Origin of the sequence: Streptomyces sp. NPDC058464, assembly GCF_042721035.1 — a bacterium.
In the GTDB taxonomy this organism is placed as follows: domain Bacteria; phylum Actinomycetota; class Actinomycetes; order Streptomycetales; family Streptomycetaceae; genus Streptomyces.
Genome location: NZ_JBHXMA010000011.1, coordinates 145,113 through 161,643, shown reverse-complemented (window position 1 = coordinate 161,643; position 16,531 = coordinate 145,113). Strand labels below are relative to the sequence as shown.

Below are 16,531 nucleotides of genomic sequence, written 5' to 3'. Positions count from 1 at the left end.
GGTGTCCGCCTAGGCGGCGAACCGCCCGTACTTGCCCTGGAAGAACACGAGCGGGGCGCTGTCCGTCCTGGCTTCGATGTCAAGGACCCTGGCCACGACGATGGTGTGGTCGCCGGCGTCGTGTTCCTCTTCGATCTGCACATCGATCCATGCGACCGCGTCGTCGATGCCGGGGCCGCCGACCCGCCGGTGCCAGGAGACATCGCGGAACCGGTCCGCCATCCTGCCCGCGAACTGGCGGCAGGTCTGCTCGTGGTGGTCGGCCATGACGTTCACGCAGAAGCGTCCCGACTTCCGCAGGTCCGGCCACGTCGACGAGGACCGGGCCGGGCACACAAGGATGAGCGGCGGGTCGAGCGAAACGGACGTCACCGAGTTCATCGCCATGCCGACCGGCCCGGTCTCTCCGTACGCCGTCACGATCGTGACTCCGGTGGGCAGGTGCCCGAGAACAGTGCGGAATACCTCGGCGGAGATCGCGGGTGCGGTCTGGGTCGGTGGCATGCCTCGATCGAGCATCGTCGGCTCCTTGTCTGCAACTGCCTTTGTTGCCGTCTGATGAAACAGAATCAGACGATTGCCAGCACTGTCAATGTCAGACATTTGAAAACCCACCAAGGGTCCGACTGTGACTGCGGAGCCTCCGCGCGCCCGTCAGGAGACCGGGTCGCCCTCCACCGTTTCCCCGAAGTAGGAGATGTGCGCGGCCATGATCCGGCCGGCGGCGTCCGGGTCACCGGCGGCGATCGCGGCCACCAGCGCCCGGTGCTGGTCATGAATGGCAGCCAGCGCGTCCGCTCCGCTGTCGACGTACTTGACGGGAGCCGTGGGTGCGCTTCCGCGCTGGGCGCGCGCGAGCCCGGTGAAGAGTGCAAGGAGCACACGGTTCCCGCCGGCGGCCGCGACCCGGCCGTGGAACTCCAGGTCGAAGGCGGCGAAGCTGGGATCGTCCGGATCGAGTTCGGGTTCCACCTGGAGCAGTCGCTCCAGCTCGGCGAGCTGGTCGCGGGTGCGGTTCTCGGCTGCCAGCCTGGCGGCCGGCACCTCGAGGATCTGGCGCACGTACTCGATTTCCGTCAGGGTGATCCTGCCGAGCCGGAGGATCGTGTCCATCGAGACGGACAGGTCGGCGGCCAGCGACTCATGGTCGACCTTCTGGACGAAGCTTCCGCCGGCCGAGCCCTGCTGCTTCGAGATGAGGCCGTCCGCCGCGAGCGAGCGCAGCGCCTCGCGGATCGTGGCCCTGCTGACCTTGAACTCGGTGGCCAGCTGCGTCTCACTGGGCAGCCTCTGCCCGGGCTTGAGGACGGACGACATGATCGCCTCGCGCAGCTGCTGCTCGACCTGCTCGCGAGGACGGCTGATCGGTTCAGCTTTAAACGCCATGAACAAAATCTAGCAGTCACGACTGACTGTTCGTTCCAGACCATATCTGTCATGTCCCGGTGAACTACACACTCGTCCGGGCGCCAAGCGCCTGCCCGAGCCTGCCTCCGGGTAGCCGACGGACGACTCCGGGACCGGCGCCATGGACGCTCGGTCACCGCGAACGCTATTGCTAGACATACCCCGATGACGATGATATGTCTGACGTATGACAGTCAGTGTTCCTCGGCCGAAGGTATTCACGACCGACTCGGCGGGCCCTGACCGCGTCGGAGCCTGGGAGGCGCACAACGCGGCTCAGCTGATCGCGTTGCGATGCGAAGCGCCGCACGGGACCGACTTCGACGCTGCCGAGGTCAACATGGAGCTGGGCGGTTCTCACATCGCCCGCGTCAGCGGGACCAGACACATGGTGAGCCGTACCGAGAACCTGATCGAGTCCGATCCGGTCGACGCGCTGGCCGTGTACGCGACGCTGCGCGGCGAGGCCGTGCTGGAGTACGCGGGCCGCAAGCGAGTCCTCCATCCCGGCGAGATCCTGGTCTGCGATGCCGACCGGCCGCTCGTCCGGGGCTTCGGCCACGGCTTGGAGGAACTGGCGGTCAGAGTCCCGAAGGACGTCATCCGCACCGTCTGCGGCCTGGACTCGCTCGGCGAACCCCTTGTCATGGATGCCCGCACCGACGGCTACGCCCGGGCGCTGGTACGCCTGGTGGGCAGTGCGGTAGGGGGCAGGATGCCTGTGCCACCTGACGAGCAGGCCCTGGTCGAGCTCGTCTGCGTGCTCGCCATCGGCGACCGGGCCGGCCAGGCCCTCCGCCACAGGGCGGCCGCTCGCGCCTACATCGCGGAGCACCTCCACGATCCCTCGCTGTCCGCGGTCAGGGTGGCCGCCGCGGTCGGCGTCAGCGAGCGGACACTGTCACGCGTCTTTGCAGTCGGCGGTGCGAGCGTGCCGCAGCAAATACTGGATCGCCGTCTTGACGTCGCCTACGCGTTGTTGAAGGCTCGACCAGGATTCACAACTGCGGAGACTTCGGCACATTGCGGGTTCCGTTCGTTCCCGTACTTCAGTCAGACCTTCCAGAGGCGCTTCGGCATGACCGCCGGGGAGGTCCGGCGTTCGGCGCACGGTAACCACGCTGCCGACACCCGCTGCACACCGCTCACCGGCCGTGACGGCGACGGCTTCTGAAATCCGCCAAACAGGTCAGGTCGCTTGGATCTCGGGGTGCGCTCCATGACTCTCTGAGCTCACGACGTGAGCGACACCGCGGCCTCAGTGCCACGGCATCCAGGTCCTCGAAGGAGCGGTCCATGTCTCTCAATCAACCCATCCACACCGGCGGGTCCAGCGAACTCGAAGGCAGCCCGAGGCAGTGGTTCGCCGCCATCGCGGTGCTCGTCCTGCTCACCGAGCAGACCGCACTGGGACTGTCCCTCATAGCCCCGGCACTCGGCCAACTCGCGACGAAGTACCACACCACGCAGATCGCGTGGATGATCACGATCTTCATGCTCGCCGGTGCGGTCCTCACACCCCTGCTCGGCAAGATCGGCGACCGGGTCGGCAAGAAGCGGGTCCTGGTGATCACCGCCCTGGTGGGTACCGCGGGGTCCGTCATCTGTGCGCTGGCCTCGAACTACGGAACCGTGCTGATGGGGCGTGCGCTGATGGGCAGCGCGGCCGCGTTCCTGCCGCTGACCTACTCACTGGTGCGTGACGTCTTCCCTGAGAAGTACCGGAACCTGAGTATCGGCATCGCCACCAACGGCGCGGGCGTGGTCACGATCCTCGGCCCCTTCCTGGCCGGCTTCCTCATCGACCAGATCGCCCCCGAGGCCGTCTTCTGGTTCATGGCGGCTCTCTCCCTGGCGGGCGCGGTCGGGACCATCCTCATAGTTCCCGAGAGCGAGACCCGCAACCGGTCGGCCTTCGACGTACCCGGCATCATCAGCCTCGCGGTCGGCCTGCTCGCCCTCATGTACGGAATCACCAACCTGACCGCATGGGGCGTCCTGAGCGCGCGCTCGCTGACCTTCGTCGGCGGCGGCCTCGTCGTCCTCGTCGCCTGGTGGATGTGGGAGCTGCGCGCCGCGGAGCCGTTCATCGATCCCCGGCTCCTGAGCAGCCGCCCGATGTGGACCGTCATCCTGGGCTACAGCCTCATCTGCTCGGGCATGGTGGTCGCCACGAGCTACCTGCCGACGATGCTGCAGACGCCTCGTAGCCTCGGGGGCGACTACGGGTTCGGTCTCGACGCGACAGGCGTGGCCGTCTACTGCATCCTCGGCGGCATCGCCACCGTGGCCGTCGGCGTAGGTGTCGGCGTGGCCTCCAGGCGTTACGGGTTCCGTCCCTTCCTGCTGCTGTCGGGTGTCTTCATCATCGCCGCCTCGCTGGTGCTGGCGTTCCTGCACACCGAGTCGTGGATGCCCATCCTCGGATTCGGGCTCGTCGGGGTGGCGTCGATGTCCTACGTGGCCGGGGCCGGCCTCATGATGCAGCTGACGCCGGAGAAGAGCCGTGGAGTGTCCGCCGGCATGCTGGCCGCGATCCAGGGCGTGATCGGCAGTACCGTCCTCCAGGTGGCCGGGCTGGTGCTGAGCAACCACGTGCGTGCGACTCCGGGCGCCGGTCCGGGACCGCTGGTCTACAGCACCAGCGGGTGGGTCCTGACCTTCGGTGTCGGCGCCGTCGCCGGCCTCATCGGCCTGGCCATCGCCACGCTGGTTCCGAAGCCCCAGAAGCAGGCCGAGCCCGCGACCGGGGCGGAAGGCCCGCTGCGGGCGACAGCCGGTGCCTGACCTGTGAACTTGCGAGTCAGACGGACACATCCGCCGAGCGAGCGTTGAACTGAAGTACTGACCAGCCCTGGAGCGGATGAGCTGCCGGAACCGCCACACCCCCGCAGCGGCCGGCGCGCTCATCCGCTCCTCGCGTGCGTGTTCAGCCGGCGCCGGTCCGGCCACATTCGAGCGTCACAGCACTCGGCCGATCCGACGCTGCCGGGGCCGAACCTTCCAGGGCCTCGGCCTACGATCTGTTGCCCATCAGGCACTTTTTGCTCATCAAGCAAAACTTGCAGAGTGTGCAAGAATATAGCATGAGCCCCGCTGAGACCCTCCGCGAGCGCCGGCGTCGCGAGACGCGGACCGAGATCCACTCGACGGCACTGCGCCTGGCCCAGGAGCACGGCTTCGACAAGATCACCGTGGAGATGATCAGCGTCGGGGCCGGCGTGTCGCCTCGCACGTTCTTCAACTACTTCCCGAGCAAGGAGGAAGCCGTCGTCCAGGGCCCGTCCGCCCTTCCGCAGTCGATCGTGGACGACTTCGTGGCGCTCGGTCCCGCGCACCCGAGGGATGTCCTGGCCGACCTGATCCGCCTGCTGACGCGAGACATCGCCGAATCCCACCCCAGTCGCGAGGAGTTCCGCGCCGTCTTCCGGCTCTCGCGCGAACACGGCCATCCAGGCGGCGTTGCTGACGCGGTTCGACCGCTTCCAGCTCTCCGTCGCCGAAGCGGTCGCCCAGCGTCTCGGCCAGCGCCCGGACGACGAGATACCGAGCCTGATCGGCGCCCTGGGACTGGCCGCGGTGCGCGTCGGCCTGGAGCGCTGGACGGCCGACGACTCCCCCGAGCGGGACGCGTCGGCCACTCCCTACGTGGAGCGCTCGCTCACCCTCCTGCAGACCTTCCTCACCACCTGAGGCCGCGGCGGCCCGACGAACGCTCGCCTCCCCCGCGCCACCGTGCTGGTCGCCGACTGGGGCGGCACCGAGTACGCGTGGAGCAGCCCGGTCATCCTCGGACTGGCCGCCGTGGCGCTTGCCGCCTGGGCCCTGTTCTTCTACTCCCAGAGCCGCGTCGCCGAACCGATCATCCCGCTCCGCCTGTTCCGCAGCCGGATCTTCAACATCGCCACCCTCATCGGCATGATCACGGTCGGCGTCGGGATGTTCGCGGTCGTCAGCTACATGCCGACCTACCTGCAGATGGTCTACGGCCTCAGCGCCACCGTGTCCGGCGTGATGCTGCTGCCCCTGGTGCTCGGTCTGATGGGTACGAGCATCGCCTCCGGCCGGTGGATGAGCCGCAACGGCCGCTACAAGCTCTACCCGATCATCGGCTCAGCCACCGTGGCCGTCACCTTCCTGCTGCTGTCGACCCTCGACGCCGGTTCGTCGGAAGCCGTGCTGTGCGGGTACCTCTTCCTGCTGGGACTGGGCCTGGGCCTGCTGATCCAGACGCTGGTCCTCGCCGTGCAGAACGCCTTCCCGGTCAGTGACGTGGGCACCGCGACCTCCTCGAACAACTTCTTCCGGGAGATCGGCGCGACCCTCGGCATCGCCACCGTCGGCGCGATCTTCACCAGCCGACTGGCCGACCAACTCGCCTCCCGCCTGACCTCGAGTGACCTCAGGTCGATCGGCGGTGCCGATTCCCTCACTCCGGCGCTCGTCAACTCCCTGCCGGACCATCTCCATGACGCGGTGGTCGCGGCCTACCAGCATGCCCTCACACCGGTTTTCGCGTACCTGGTGCCGGTGCTGCTTATCGGCCTGGTACTCGCCTTCGTGCTTCCCGAGAAGCGCATCGCCGACCACGAGCGGAACGAGGGCGAGCACAAGGCCCCCGACACGCACTCCGCAGACCGCAGACCGAAGGTGCCGACGGCCGACTGACACACCATCGGCGTCAGCATTCACCGCTCCGAAAGCGTGCCGGAACGCGTGACGGCAGCCGATGTGACAAACCGAGCCGGCCCCCGACCCTACTGAGCCGCCGACATCGAGGCCCCGGTCAAGCGCACCCGTGTCGAGGGCAGCCAGGCCGTGACCGTCTCGGCCACTCCCGTAGGCGACAACACGGGCGCGGCCAGCACCGCAGTCGAGGACGCCGGGAAGAGGGTCGACCTGCCGTCGGGTGTCACCTACTCCATGGGCGGTGTCACCTCCAGCCAGGACGGTGCCTTCTCCGCACTCATCCTGGCGATGGTTGCGACGATCGCGCTCGTCTTCATGGTGCTCGTGGCGGTCTTCCGCAGCATGCGGCAGGCACTGGTGCTGCCGCTGTCCGTGCCGTTCGCCTTCACCGGCGCGTTCCTGCTGAGCGCGGTGACCGGTACGCCGCTCGGCGTCGCCGCGCTCATCGGCCTGCTGTTGCTCATCGTGGCTCTGTTCACGAAAACCGGGTGCTGGCACAGATCTTGGGAAGTCGTCGCAGAGCGTCACCTCAGTGTTCGATTGCGAGGAGACCGGTTCGCGTGAGACCGCGTACGCCTTGTCGTCCGACGATCGGAATTGACGCTCCTTCAGGTATCTGCCGGCGGCTGCTGGGGTCGATTGTTGACCGTGATGGTGCTGGTCATGCAGACAGATGCACCGTTCTGGGACTCGCTGGTGTTCGCCGGGATCGACGATGTGGACGTCGAGGCGGTTACGGCCGCGTTCGGCACAGTCGAGGTGATGGCGAGAGGCCGCGAGGTGGGGCGGCATGTCCGGACTGTGGCCGCTTCTCGGCCGCGGACTGCCCGCGCCGGACGTTCGCCGAGCCGTTCTCCCGATTGGCCGCCCCGCACGCACGGTTCACCACGCGGCTCAACCACGCCCTGGGGCGAGTGGGGCTCGCGCTGGCCGGGCGGGCCGGCGCTCGGCTGGCTGCCCAGCTGGGCTTCGGCGTGGGACGGATGACCTTGATACGCAGGGTCATGGCATTGCCCGATCCACGGTTCAGCACGCCGCGTGTGCTGGGCGTGGACGACTTCGCGATCCGTCGCGGCCAGACCTACTCCACCGTCTTGACCAGCGTCGAAGACCATCGCGTGGTCAATGTGCTCCCGACCCGCGAAGCCGGGCCACTGGCCGCCTGGCTGATCCAGCACCCAGGCGTGGAGATCATTTGCCGGGACCGAGCCGACGCATACGCCGAGGGCGCCCGCCGCGGTGCCCCCGACGCTCTGCAGGTCGCAGACCGGTTCCATCTGTGGCAGGGCCTCGGCCGAGCCGTTGAGACCTGCGTCGCCGCCCACCGCGAGTGCCTGCGCAACCCGTCGCCCACCGGCACGCTGCCAGGCGCGACCCGTCCCGACCCCAGTCGGCCGCAGGACGACTCGGCGCCCGTCGGTCGGCGGGGCGAACGAAAGAAGGCAGCACATGCCCTGGTCCATGAGCTCCTCGCCCAAGGCCACCCACGCCGGGCGATCGCCCGGCACCTGGGCTGGGGTCTCAACACCGTCCTCCGGTACGCGAACGCCGCACGCTGGCAGGACACCATCCGCGAGAACCGCCCCCGGCCCAGCAGACTGAACCCCTACAAGCCCTACCTGGAGCGGCGATTCGCCGAGGGATGCACCAGCGTCACCCGTCTGCACGGCGAACTCATTGCCGCCAACGCGCCCGTCACCTACCAGATGGTCCGCGCCCACATCGCGGCCCTCCGCAGGACTCCGGCCGACGCGGCACCGCGACCGCCGACGGTGCGGCAGGTGACCGGCTGGCTCACCCGACACCCCACAACCCTGAACGGGGAAGACAGGGCCGGCCTGAAGGAGGTCCTGGCCCGATGCCCCGAACTGGACCAGGCCGCCGGACACGTCCGCGACTTTGGCGAGATTCTCACCGACCGCCTCGGCTCCACACTCCTCACCTGGATCGACGCAGTCGACGCCAGCCAGCTGCCCGGCCTCACCGGCTTCGCACTGCACCTGCACCGAGACTTCGACGCCGTGACAGCCGGGCTCGCCCTGGACTGGAACTCGGGCAGCATCGAGGGTGCCGTGAACCGCATCAAGAAGATCAAGAGGCAGCTCTACGGCCGAGCCGGAACTGGTGGGCACGTTAGAGGTCAGAGTTCGGTCGTCCAGATCCCGACAGGGTGCTCACTCGGGGGCAGCCACAACTGAGGCTGGGAGTCCCGATGCCTCGCCCCAGCCTGTTCTTCCCAGTGAAAGCGGTCATCCGCGTCGGGCCACACGGCTTGCAGCACAGGGAAAGGAGGCCGCCGGTAGAACCCGATGGCCCGCCCGAAGAAGGTCCGGTACCAGCGGAGATCGACCTGCCTGAACGCGACTTGCTGACCGTCGACAATGTCGGCATGGCTCTGACCGCCAGCCAGTACAGCGCCCGCGGCGGATTTCGCTCCGAGCCTGTTGAGCATGCGGTGCATGTCATGGATATCGAGTCCGAACATGGCGAGCTCAGGTGCGCCGTGAGTGTGTGACAGGCCGATCGTGTAGGCGAATCCGGGACCGATCTCGTCCTCAGGAACCATCACGACATGCCATCCGTGCCGCTGCACGTTCTCGATGATCGTCAGATCCATGCGGTCCGCTTTGTCTCGGTCGCCGTAGTCATGGCAGAGGACGCAGCGGCATGGGAACGGATCAGCAGTCATACGCGGAGGCTACGAGGTGAGTGCTCGAGTCGGACAGCCGGGCTCGTGACCACCCGAGGCCCGCGCAGAAGCCGGGGCGCAGATGAGTCTCGCCTGGCAGGAGGCGCCGATCACAACCGACAGCGGAATGAACCTCGGCAGCCCGTATCCGCAAGATCGATCAGACGCCGCCCGGGCCGCCTGTTTCGACATGATGCGCCGTCAACTCTGAAAGCAGCAGCCGATCATGGTGTCAACTATCCCTCTTTTGTGCCAACTAAAAATCCTCGTCACAACACCAACCATCCCCCTCTACAGCCCCACGATCTGGTTCCACCGCTTGGCGAACTCGACCCGTTCCGTCGACGTGATGTCGCGGGCGATGGCGAGGCGCTTGCGCATGGCCGTGTTCGGGAAGATCAGGGGGTTGTCGGCGAGGGCGGCGGTGTCCTTGTCCTTGGAGTCGGCGAGGACCTGCTGGGCGGCCGGGACGGGGCAGACGTAGTTGACCCAGGCGGCCAGTTCGGCGGCCACCTCGGGGTCGTAGTAGTAGTCGACGAGGCGTTCGGCGTTGGCCTTGTGGTCGGCCCGGTCCGGGATCATCAGGGAGTCCGACCAGAGTTCCGCGCCCTCCTCGGGGACGAGGAAGCGGATGTCGGGGTTGTCGGCCTGGAGCTGGATGACGTCGCCGGAGTAGGCCTGGCAGGCCAGGACATCCCCGCTGACCAGGTCCTTGGTGTAGTCGTTGCCGGTGAAGCGGCGGATCTGGCCCCGGTCGACCTGCCGCTGCACCTCGTCGCAGACGTCGTGGAAGTCGTCGGCCGTCCACTTGGTGATGTCCACGCCGTTGCCCTGCATGAGCAGTGCGAACGCCTCGTCGAGGCCGGAGAGCAGGGTCACCCGGCCCTTGAGGTCGCTCGACCACAGATCCTTGACGTGCCGGATCTCGCGTCCGAGCTTCCTGCGGTTGTACGCGATGCCGGTGATGCCCGACTGCCACGGCACGGTGGAGAGGCGGCCCGGGTCGAAGGCGGGCGAGCGGAGCAGCGGGTCCAGGTACTTCGCCACGTTCGGCTGCTGGGCGCGGTCCATCTTCTGGACCCAGCCCAGGCGGACGAACCGGGCGCACATCCAGTCGCTGATGACGATCAGGTCCCGGCCGGTGGACTGGTGGTTCATCAGCGCGGGGCTGATCTTGCCGAAGAACTCGTCGTTGTCGTTGATCTCCTCGATGTAGTCGACGGAGATCCCGGTGCGCTTCTCGAAGGCGTCGAGGGTGGGCCGCTTGTTCGGGTTGTCGTCGTCCACGTCGATGTAGAGCGGCCAGTTCGCGAAGACCAGTCTGTGGTCCGTGGCGGACGCGTCGGTGACGGCGCGGTCGCCGGCCTTGACGTAGGCGGCGGGCACCCCGCAGCCGGCCAGCGCGCCGAGCGCGGCGGTGCCGCCGAGCGCGCGCAGCAGGGAGCGACGGGAGAGCGCGGGCGTCTGAGCAGAGGTCTGGGGCACACCTGAAGGATGTCGCGCCAGCCGGTTGCCGGGCAATCGACGCTGCGTCGAGCCGCTTGACGCGGACCGGACACCTTGTCGATGACCCATGTCAACAGCGGGTTACCTGGGCGGTCGCCGGCGGTAGGGCCAGCTCGACGGTGAGTCCTCCCGTGGGGTGCGTGTGCGCCCGTACCCGGCCGCCGTGGGCCGCGACGACCGCCGCCGCGATGGACATCCCGAGGCCGAGACCGTCCTGATGGGGGCCCCTCCCGCGCGAGCGTGTTCGAGCGTGGGGGAGCACCCGGTCCTCCGCGCCGAGCCGCCGGAACGGCTGGAACAGCTCCGCCGCCCGGTCCGCCGGGATCACCGGCCCGCTGTTGGCGATCCGCAGCCCCGGCCGCCCGGCCGCGTCCACCCCCGTCCACACCCGCACCCAGCCGCCCTCCGGGAGGTTGTGCCGTACGGCGTTGTCGGTGAGGTTGACGACGAGCCGTTCGATGAGCTGCGGATCCCCGTACACGGGCGCGTGTTCGAGCCGCGCCGCCAGCCGTACGCCGGCGTGCGGGAGCCACGCCTGTACGACCTGCGCCAGGTCGACCAACTCCCGCCGCTCCGGACCGCGCTGACTGCGGGCCAGGGTCAGCAGCGCGTCGATGAGCCGCTCCTGCTCCTGCCCGGCCGCCCGCACCCGCAGCAGAGCGGCCCGCAACGCGTCCACGGAGGCGGCGGGGTCGGCGAGAGTGACGTCGACGACCGCCTGCTGGAGCGTGAGCGGGGTGCGCAGCTCGTGCGAGGCGTTGGCGACGAACCGCTTCTGGGCCTCGAACGCGCCCTCCAGCCGGGCGAGTACACCGTCGATGGTGTCCGCCATCGCCTTCAGCTCGTCCCCCGGTCCGGTCACCGCGAGCCGTTCGTGCAGGTTGTCGGCGGAGATCCGGCGGGCGGCGGCGGTCATGGTGCGCAGCGGCGCCAGTACCCGCCCGGCCATCAGCCAGCCCAGGGCGACCGACAGGACGACCATCACGGCGAACGCGACACCGGCCTCGATGAGGAGCTGCCGCATCTGGTCCGCGCGGACGGCCTCGGCGAACGCGCTGACGGACGGCGCGGCCGGCGCGCCGGTTGCCGAGGAGTCCCCGTCGAGTACCGGACCGTCGCCGCTCCCGCCGGAGGCAAAGGTCTCGCCGCCCTCCGCGCTCGCGGCGAGGAAGTAGGTGAACCCCAGCAGCAGCGCACCGGCCACCGTGAACAGGGCGCTGTAGAGGAGGGTGAGACGCCAGCGGATGCCGCGCGGACGCCAGGAGACCCACGGGATGCGGCCGTTCATCGGATCCGGTACCCCGCCCGCTCCACCGTCTCGATCAACGGCGGCGCCCCCAGCTTGCGCCTGAGCCTGCTGACCGTCACCTTCACGGTCTGGCTGAACGGATCGGCGGCCTCGTCCCATGCCCGCTCCAGCAGTTCCTCGGCCGACACGACGGTTCCCTGCGCGCCCAGCAGCAGTTCGAGCACGGCGAACTCCTTGGGGCTGAGCGCCAGTCGGAGTCCGCCCCGGGTCGCCTCCCGCCGTGCCGGGTCGAGCTGTAGCTCGCCGCGAACCAGAACCGGCGGCAACGCGGGCTGCGCACGCCGAGCCAACGCCCGTATGCGGGCCACGAGTTCGGCGAACGCGAACGGCTTGGGCAGATAGTCGTCGGCGCCGAGCCCGAGCCCCGCGACCCGGTCGGCCACCGTCCCGGACGCCGTCAGCATCAGCACCCGCGCCCGGCTGCGCCCCTCGGTGAGGGTCCGGCACACCTGGTCGCCGTGCAACCCGGGCAGATCGCGATCCAGTACGACGACGTCGTAACCGTTGATCTCGGCCCGCTCCAGCGCGGTCGGACCGTCGAAGGCCAGGTCGACCGCCATGCCCTCGCGGCGCAACCCGGCAGCCACGGTCTCGGCGAGCTCCTCGTGGTCCTCGGCCACCAGCACACGCATGCGGTCAGTGTGGCCGGTCTGCGGTTACAACGCGATAAGCCCGGCCGTTCCCGCGCCGTAACCGTCCCGCCGGTTGCCTGGAGTCCGTCAGCACAACAGTGCGAACACCACGACAACCACGGAGGAACCCATGCGTGCACCGGCAACCCGGCCGCGACGGATCGTCATCGGCATCGCCGTCGTATCGGCCGCCGCGCTCGGCACGGTCAGCGCGTCGGCCGCGCAGTCGCCCACCCCCGGCCACTCGGGCGGCGGCCACCCGGGCAGGGGAGGAGCCTCCCTCGCCGTCTCCTACCGGCCCACCGAGAACGCCCCCGCCGACGTGAACGCGGTCAACGACGACTTCGCCAGCTGCATGCGCGCGCACGGTGAGCCGGCGGTCCCCGTCTTCCACGCCACCAGGAACGCCGCCGGCAAGGTGACCCTGGAGGTGCAGGGGGGACCCGACAAGAACGGGGCCACCCCGAACCCGAAGTCGTTCCAGAAGGCCCTCAGGTCCTGCGCGCCGACCCTCAAGGACGTCGGCATCACCCTCTCGACCGACGTCGACGAACCGCCGGCGCTGCCGTAGCCCGGCGAGGGCACCGAGGGGGAACGACGCGGCCCCGGACGGAACTCGATCCGCCCGGGGCCGCGTCGCATGCCGTGGGAACTACGCGTCCAGCGACGTCATCACGTGCTTGATCCGCGTGTAGTCGTCGAACCCGTACGCCGACAGGTCCTTGCCGTACCCGGACTTCTTGAACCCGCCGTGCGGCATCTCCGCGACCAGCGGAATGTGCGTGTTGATCCACACGCAGCCGAAGTCCAGCCGCTTGGACATCCGCATGGCGCGCCCGTGGTCCTTGGTCCACACCGAGGACGCGAGGGCGTACTCGACGCCGTTGGCCCACTCCACGGCCTGGTCCTCGTCCGTGAAGGACTGGACGGTGATGACCGGTCCGAAGACCTCGTTCTGGATGATCTCGTCGTCCTGCTTGAGGCCGGAGACGACGGTCGGCGCGTAGAAGTACCCCTTGTCACCGACCCGCTGCCCGCCGGTCTCGACCTTGGCGTGGGCGGGAAGCCGCTCGATGAAGCCGGCGACCTGCTTGAGCTGGTTCGGGTTGTTCAGCGGCCCGTACAGCACGTCCTCGTCGTCCGGCTGGCCCGTCTTCGTCTCGGCGGCGGCCTTCGCGAGCGCCGCGACGAACTCGTCGTGGATCGACTCCTGCACCAGCACCCGCGTCGCCGCCGTACAGTCCTGCCCGGCGTTGAAGAAGCCCGCGACGGAGATGTCCTCGACGGCCTTGGCGATGTCCGTGTCCTCGAAGACGACGACCGGCGCCTTGCCGCCCAGCTCCAGGTGGACCCGCTTGACGTCCTTGGCCGCGGACTCGGCGACCGAGATGCCGGCCCGCACGGAACCGGTGATGGAGGCCATCGCCGGGGTCGGGTGCTCGACCATCCGCCGGCCGGTCTCGCGGTCGCCGGTGACGACGTTGAAGACGCCCTTCGGCAGGATCCCGCCGACGATGTCCGCGATCAGGACGGTCGACGCCGGGGTGGTGTCCGACGGCTTCAGGACCACCGTGTTGCCCGCGGCGATCGCCGGGGCGAACTTCCACACGGCCATCATCATCGGGTAGTTCCACGGCGCGACCTGCGCGCAGACACCGACCGGCTCGCGGCGGATGATGGAGGTCATCCCCTCCATGTACTCGCCGGCCGACCGGCCCTCCAGCATCCGGGCCGCGCCCGCGAAGAACCGGATCTGGTCGACCATCGGCGGGATCTCCTCGGAGCGGGTGAGCCCGGTCGGCTTGCCGGTGTTCTCCACCTCCGCCGCGATGAGTTCCTCGGCCCGCTCCTCGAACGCGTCCGCGATCTTCAGCAGGGCCTTCTGCCGCTCGGCGGGCGTGGTGTCGCGCCAGCCCGGGAAGGCCGCGGCCGCGGCCGCCATCGCGGCGTCGACGTCGGCCGCCCCGGACAGCGGGGCCGTCGCGTACGCCTCGCCGGTCGCGGGGTTGACCACCTCGGTGGTCCGTCCGTCGGCGGCGTCCCGGAACTCACCGGCGATGTAGTTCTGTAGTTTGCGCAGCCGACCCAGCTCGGTACTCACTGCCGGCCCTCCAAGTTCGGGTGTCCAATCACTGAGACACCCACAGTAATCCGAGATCCCACGTTTTCAACACCCCCACGGCCGCCACGTCTGCGAAATCCGCAATCCACGACACCTCAAACAACGAATTTCATCGATACGGCCTTGCGGAACCGTCGAGACGTCGTGCACAGTGAGGTCGTGGCCAGTCGAAGCGCAGACCAGAGGGACTCGTCCCGCGAGTCCAGGAACGGCACCCCCCAGTTGGACGCCGTTTCCCTCGCCATCATCCAGCAGCTCCAGGAGGACGGCCGCCGTCCGTACGCCGCGATCGGCAAGGCCGTGGGCCTGTCCGAGGCGGCCGTGCGCCAGCGCGTCCAGAAGCTGCTGGACCAGGGCGTGATGCAGATCGTCGCCGTCACGGACCCGCTCACCGTGGGCTTCCGCCGGCAGGCGATGGTCGGCGTCAACGTCGAGGGTGATGTCGAGTCGATAGCCGACGCGCTGACGGCCATGTCGGAAGTCGAGTACGTGGTGATGACCGCGGGCTCGTTCGACATCCTCGCGGAGATCGTCTGCGAGGACGACGACCACCTGCTGGACGTCATCAACAAACGCATCCGGGCGCTGCCCGGCGTGCGCTCCACCGAAAGCTTCGTCTATCTGAAGCTGAAGAAGCAGACCTACATGTGGGGAACCCGATAACCGTGACCCAGAAGGACCTCAGCCGCACCGCGTACGACCACCTGTGGATGCACTTCACCCGCATGTCCTCGTACGAGAACTCCCCCGTCCCGACCATCGTCCGGGGCGAGGGCACCTACATCTACGACGACAAGGGCAAGCGCTACCTCGACGGTCTCGCCGGTCTGTTCGTGGTCCAGGCCGGTCACGGCCGCACGGAGCTCGCCGAGACCGCCTTCAAGCAGGCCCAGGAGCTGGCGTTCTTCCCGGTGTGGTCGTACGCCCACCCGAAGGCCGTCGAGCTGGCCGAGCGCCTCGCCGACCACGCCCCGGGCGACCTGAACAAGGTCTTCTTCACCACCGGCGGCGGCGAGGCCGTAGAGACCGCCTGGAAGCTCGCCAAGCAGTACTTCAAGCTGGTCGGCAAGCCCACCAAGTACAAGGTCATCTCCCGCGCGGTCGCCTACCACGGCACCCCGCAGGGCGCCCTGTCCATCACCGGCCTGCCGGGCCTCAAGGCCCCCTTCGAGCCGCTGGTCCCCGGCGCGCACAAGGTGCCGAACACCAACATCTACCGCGCCCCGCTCTTCGGCGACGACCCGGAGGCCTTCGGCCGCTGGGCCGCCGACCAGATCGAGCAGCAGATCCTCTTCGAGGGCCCCGACACCGTCGCCGCGGTCTTCCTGGAGCCGGTCCAGAACGCGGGCGGCTGCTTCCCGCCCCCGCCCGGCTACTTCCAGCGGGTCCGCGAGATCTGCGACCAGTACGACGTGCTGCTCGTCTCCGACGAGGTCATCTGCGCCTTCGGCCGCCTGGGCACGATGTTCGCCTGCGACAAGTTCGGCTACGTCCCGGACATGATCACCTGCGCCAAGGGCATGACCTCGGGCTACTCCCCGATCGGCGCCTGCATCATCTCCGACAAGCTCGCCGAGCCGTTCTACAAGGGCGACAACACCTTCCTGCACGGCTACACCTTCGGCGGCCACCCGGTCTCCGCGGCGGTCGGCCTCGCCAACCTCGACCTGTTCGAGCGCGAGAACCTCAACCAGCACGTCCTGGACAACGAGGGCGCCTTCCTCTCCACCCTGCAGAAGCTGCACGACCTGCCGATCGTCGGCGACGTCCGCGGCAACGGCTTCTTCTACGGCATCGAGCTCGTCAAGGACAAGGCCACCAAGGAGTCCTTCAACGACGAGGAGACCGAGCGCGTCCTGTACGGCTACCTCTCCAAGGCCCTGTTCGAGAACGGCCTGTACTGCCGTGCCGACGACCGCGGCGACCCGGTCGTCCAGCTCGCCCCGCCGCTGATCTCCAACCAGGAGACCTTCGACGAGATCGAGCAGATCCTGCGCGCCACCCTCTCGGAGGCGTGGACGAAGCTCTGATCAAACCCTGATCAGCATCAGATCACCTGCCCAGCGGTCTGATCCGGCCCCGGCGCCGTCCGTTCGAGTGAGAACGACGGCCCGGGGCCGTGTGCTGTCCGGGCTCCGCCCCCGACCTGCCTAGCGTGCACGTGACCGATCGGCCCA

Annotated in this window: 16 protein-coding genes and 1 pseudogene; 10 read left to right on the top strand and 7 right to left on the bottom strand. The window is 68.6% G+C overall.

Translation table 11 applies throughout. The features are described from left to right. Positions 1–9: 9 nt before the first annotated feature. Together ACFWPQ_RS17355 and ACFWPQ_RS17350 are read right to left on the bottom strand one after the other, a co-directional pair. Complete coding sequence (locus ACFWPQ_RS17355; protein ID WP_384034722.1) at positions 10–603, bottom strand: flavin reductase family protein; 594 nt, start codon at positions 601–603, stop codon at positions 10–12. A gap of 51 nt (positions 604–654) precedes the next feature. After that, entirely contained in the window at positions 655–1,386 is a 732-nt protein-coding gene (locus tag ACFWPQ_RS17350; RefSeq protein WP_384034719.1) for a FadR/GntR family transcriptional regulator, read from the bottom strand. A 208-nt stretch (positions 1,387–1,594) separates the two neighbouring features. Here ACFWPQ_RS17350 and ACFWPQ_RS17345 point away from each other — a divergent pair, with 208 nt between their 5' ends. The 7 genes and pseudogenes from ACFWPQ_RS17345 to ACFWPQ_RS17315 all read left to right on the top strand — a co-directional run bounded on the left by ACFWPQ_RS17345 (position 1,595) and on the right by ACFWPQ_RS17315 (position 8,294). Then, positions 1,595–2,581 (top strand): AraC family transcriptional regulator, encoded by a 987-nt coding sequence (locus ACFWPQ_RS17345; RefSeq protein ID WP_384034716.1) that lies wholly within the window; start codon positions 1,595–1,597, stop codon positions 2,579–2,581. Between the two features lie 122 nt (positions 2,582–2,703). Next, positions 2,704–4,194, top strand: a complete 1,491-nt coding sequence (locus ACFWPQ_RS17340; RefSeq protein ID WP_384034714.1) for an MFS transporter — start codon at positions 2,704–2,706, stop codon at positions 4,192–4,194. A gap of 299 nt (positions 4,195–4,493) precedes the next feature. Then, a pseudogene (locus ACFWPQ_RS17335) lies at positions 4,494–4,616 on the top strand (TetR/AcrR family transcriptional regulator); the annotation flags it as partial. A 253-nt stretch (positions 4,617–4,869) separates the two neighbouring features. Next, the gene (locus ACFWPQ_RS17330) at positions 4,870–5,100 is read left to right on the top strand and encodes a hypothetical protein (protein WP_384034711.1); all 231 of its coding nucleotides are present in this window, start codon (positions 4,870–4,872) and stop codon (positions 5,098–5,100) included. A 42-nt stretch (positions 5,101–5,142) separates the two neighbouring features. Beyond that, complete coding sequence (locus tag ACFWPQ_RS17325; protein WP_384034708.1) at positions 5,143–6,075, top strand: MFS transporter; 933 nt, start codon at positions 5,143–5,145, stop codon at positions 6,073–6,075. A 105-nt stretch (positions 6,076–6,180) separates the two neighbouring features. Then, positions 6,181–6,660 carry an efflux RND transporter permease subunit gene (locus ACFWPQ_RS17320; protein ID WP_384034955.1) on the top strand — a complete coding sequence of 160 codons (480 nt, stop codon included), beginning with the start codon at positions 6,181–6,183 and terminating at the stop codon, positions 6,658–6,660. After that, positions 6,585–8,294: an ISL3 family transposase gene (locus ACFWPQ_RS17315; RefSeq protein WP_384034704.1), complete on the top strand. Its 1,710-nt coding sequence runs from the start codon at positions 6,585–6,587 to the stop codon at positions 8,292–8,294. The genes ACFWPQ_RS17320 and ACFWPQ_RS17315 overlap by 76 nt, the downstream gene beginning before the upstream one ends. On the opposite strand, the gene ACFWPQ_RS17310 is transcribed toward ACFWPQ_RS17315, so the two are convergent. The 4 genes from ACFWPQ_RS17310 to ACFWPQ_RS17295 form a co-directional block, all read right to left on the bottom strand. After that, positions 8,237–8,785: a DUF4262 domain-containing protein gene (locus ACFWPQ_RS17310; protein WP_384034702.1), complete on the bottom strand. Its 549-nt coding sequence runs from the start codon at positions 8,783–8,785 to the stop codon at positions 8,237–8,239. The two genes, ACFWPQ_RS17315 and ACFWPQ_RS17310, sit on opposite strands and share 58 nt — an antisense overlap. 291 nt (positions 8,786–9,076) lie before the next feature. After that, the gene (locus ACFWPQ_RS17305; RefSeq protein ID WP_384034699.1) at positions 9,077–10,270 is read right to left on the bottom strand and encodes a PotD/PotF family extracellular solute-binding protein; all 1,194 of its coding nucleotides are present in this window, start codon (positions 10,268–10,270) and stop codon (positions 9,077–9,079) included. A 91-nt stretch (positions 10,271–10,361) separates the two neighbouring features. Continuing rightward, a complete protein-coding gene (locus ACFWPQ_RS17300; RefSeq protein ID WP_384034696.1) occupies positions 10,362–11,579 on the bottom strand; it encodes a sensor histidine kinase in 1,218 nt (405 codons plus the stop codon). Next, positions 11,576–12,232, bottom strand: a complete 657-nt coding sequence (locus ACFWPQ_RS17295; RefSeq protein ID WP_384034694.1) for a response regulator transcription factor — start codon at positions 12,230–12,232, stop codon at positions 11,576–11,578. Before ACFWPQ_RS17295 ends, ACFWPQ_RS17300 begins: the two co-directional genes overlap by 4 nt. Before the next feature lie 130 nt (positions 12,233–12,362). Here ACFWPQ_RS17295 and ACFWPQ_RS17290 point away from each other — a divergent pair, with 130 nt between their 5' ends. Further along, positions 12,363–12,803, top strand: coding sequence for a hypothetical protein (locus ACFWPQ_RS17290; RefSeq protein WP_384034691.1), 441 nt, complete (start codon positions 12,363–12,365; stop codon positions 12,801–12,803). Positions 12,804–12,884: 81 nt separating this feature from the next. Here the strand turns inward: ACFWPQ_RS17290 and ACFWPQ_RS17285 are convergent, their stop codons facing one another. Further along, positions 12,885–14,333, bottom strand: coding sequence for a gamma-aminobutyraldehyde dehydrogenase (locus tag ACFWPQ_RS17285; RefSeq protein WP_384034688.1), 1,449 nt, complete (start codon positions 14,331–14,333; stop codon positions 12,885–12,887). A gap of 165 nt (positions 14,334–14,498) precedes the next feature. Between ACFWPQ_RS17285 and ACFWPQ_RS17280 the strand changes: the two genes are divergently transcribed. Together ACFWPQ_RS17280 and ACFWPQ_RS17275 are read left to right on the top strand one after the other, a co-directional pair. After that, a complete protein-coding gene (locus ACFWPQ_RS17280) occupies positions 14,499–15,017 on the top strand; it encodes an Lrp/AsnC family transcriptional regulator (RefSeq protein WP_089098474.1) in 519 nt (172 codons plus the stop codon). Beyond that, positions 15,002–16,384 carry an aspartate aminotransferase family protein gene (locus ACFWPQ_RS17275; protein ID WP_384034685.1) on the top strand — a complete coding sequence of 461 codons (1,383 nt, stop codon included), beginning with the start codon at positions 15,002–15,004 and terminating at the stop codon, positions 16,382–16,384. The genes ACFWPQ_RS17280 and ACFWPQ_RS17275 overlap by 16 nt, the downstream gene beginning before the upstream one ends. Positions 16,385–16,531 lie beyond the last annotated feature (147 nt).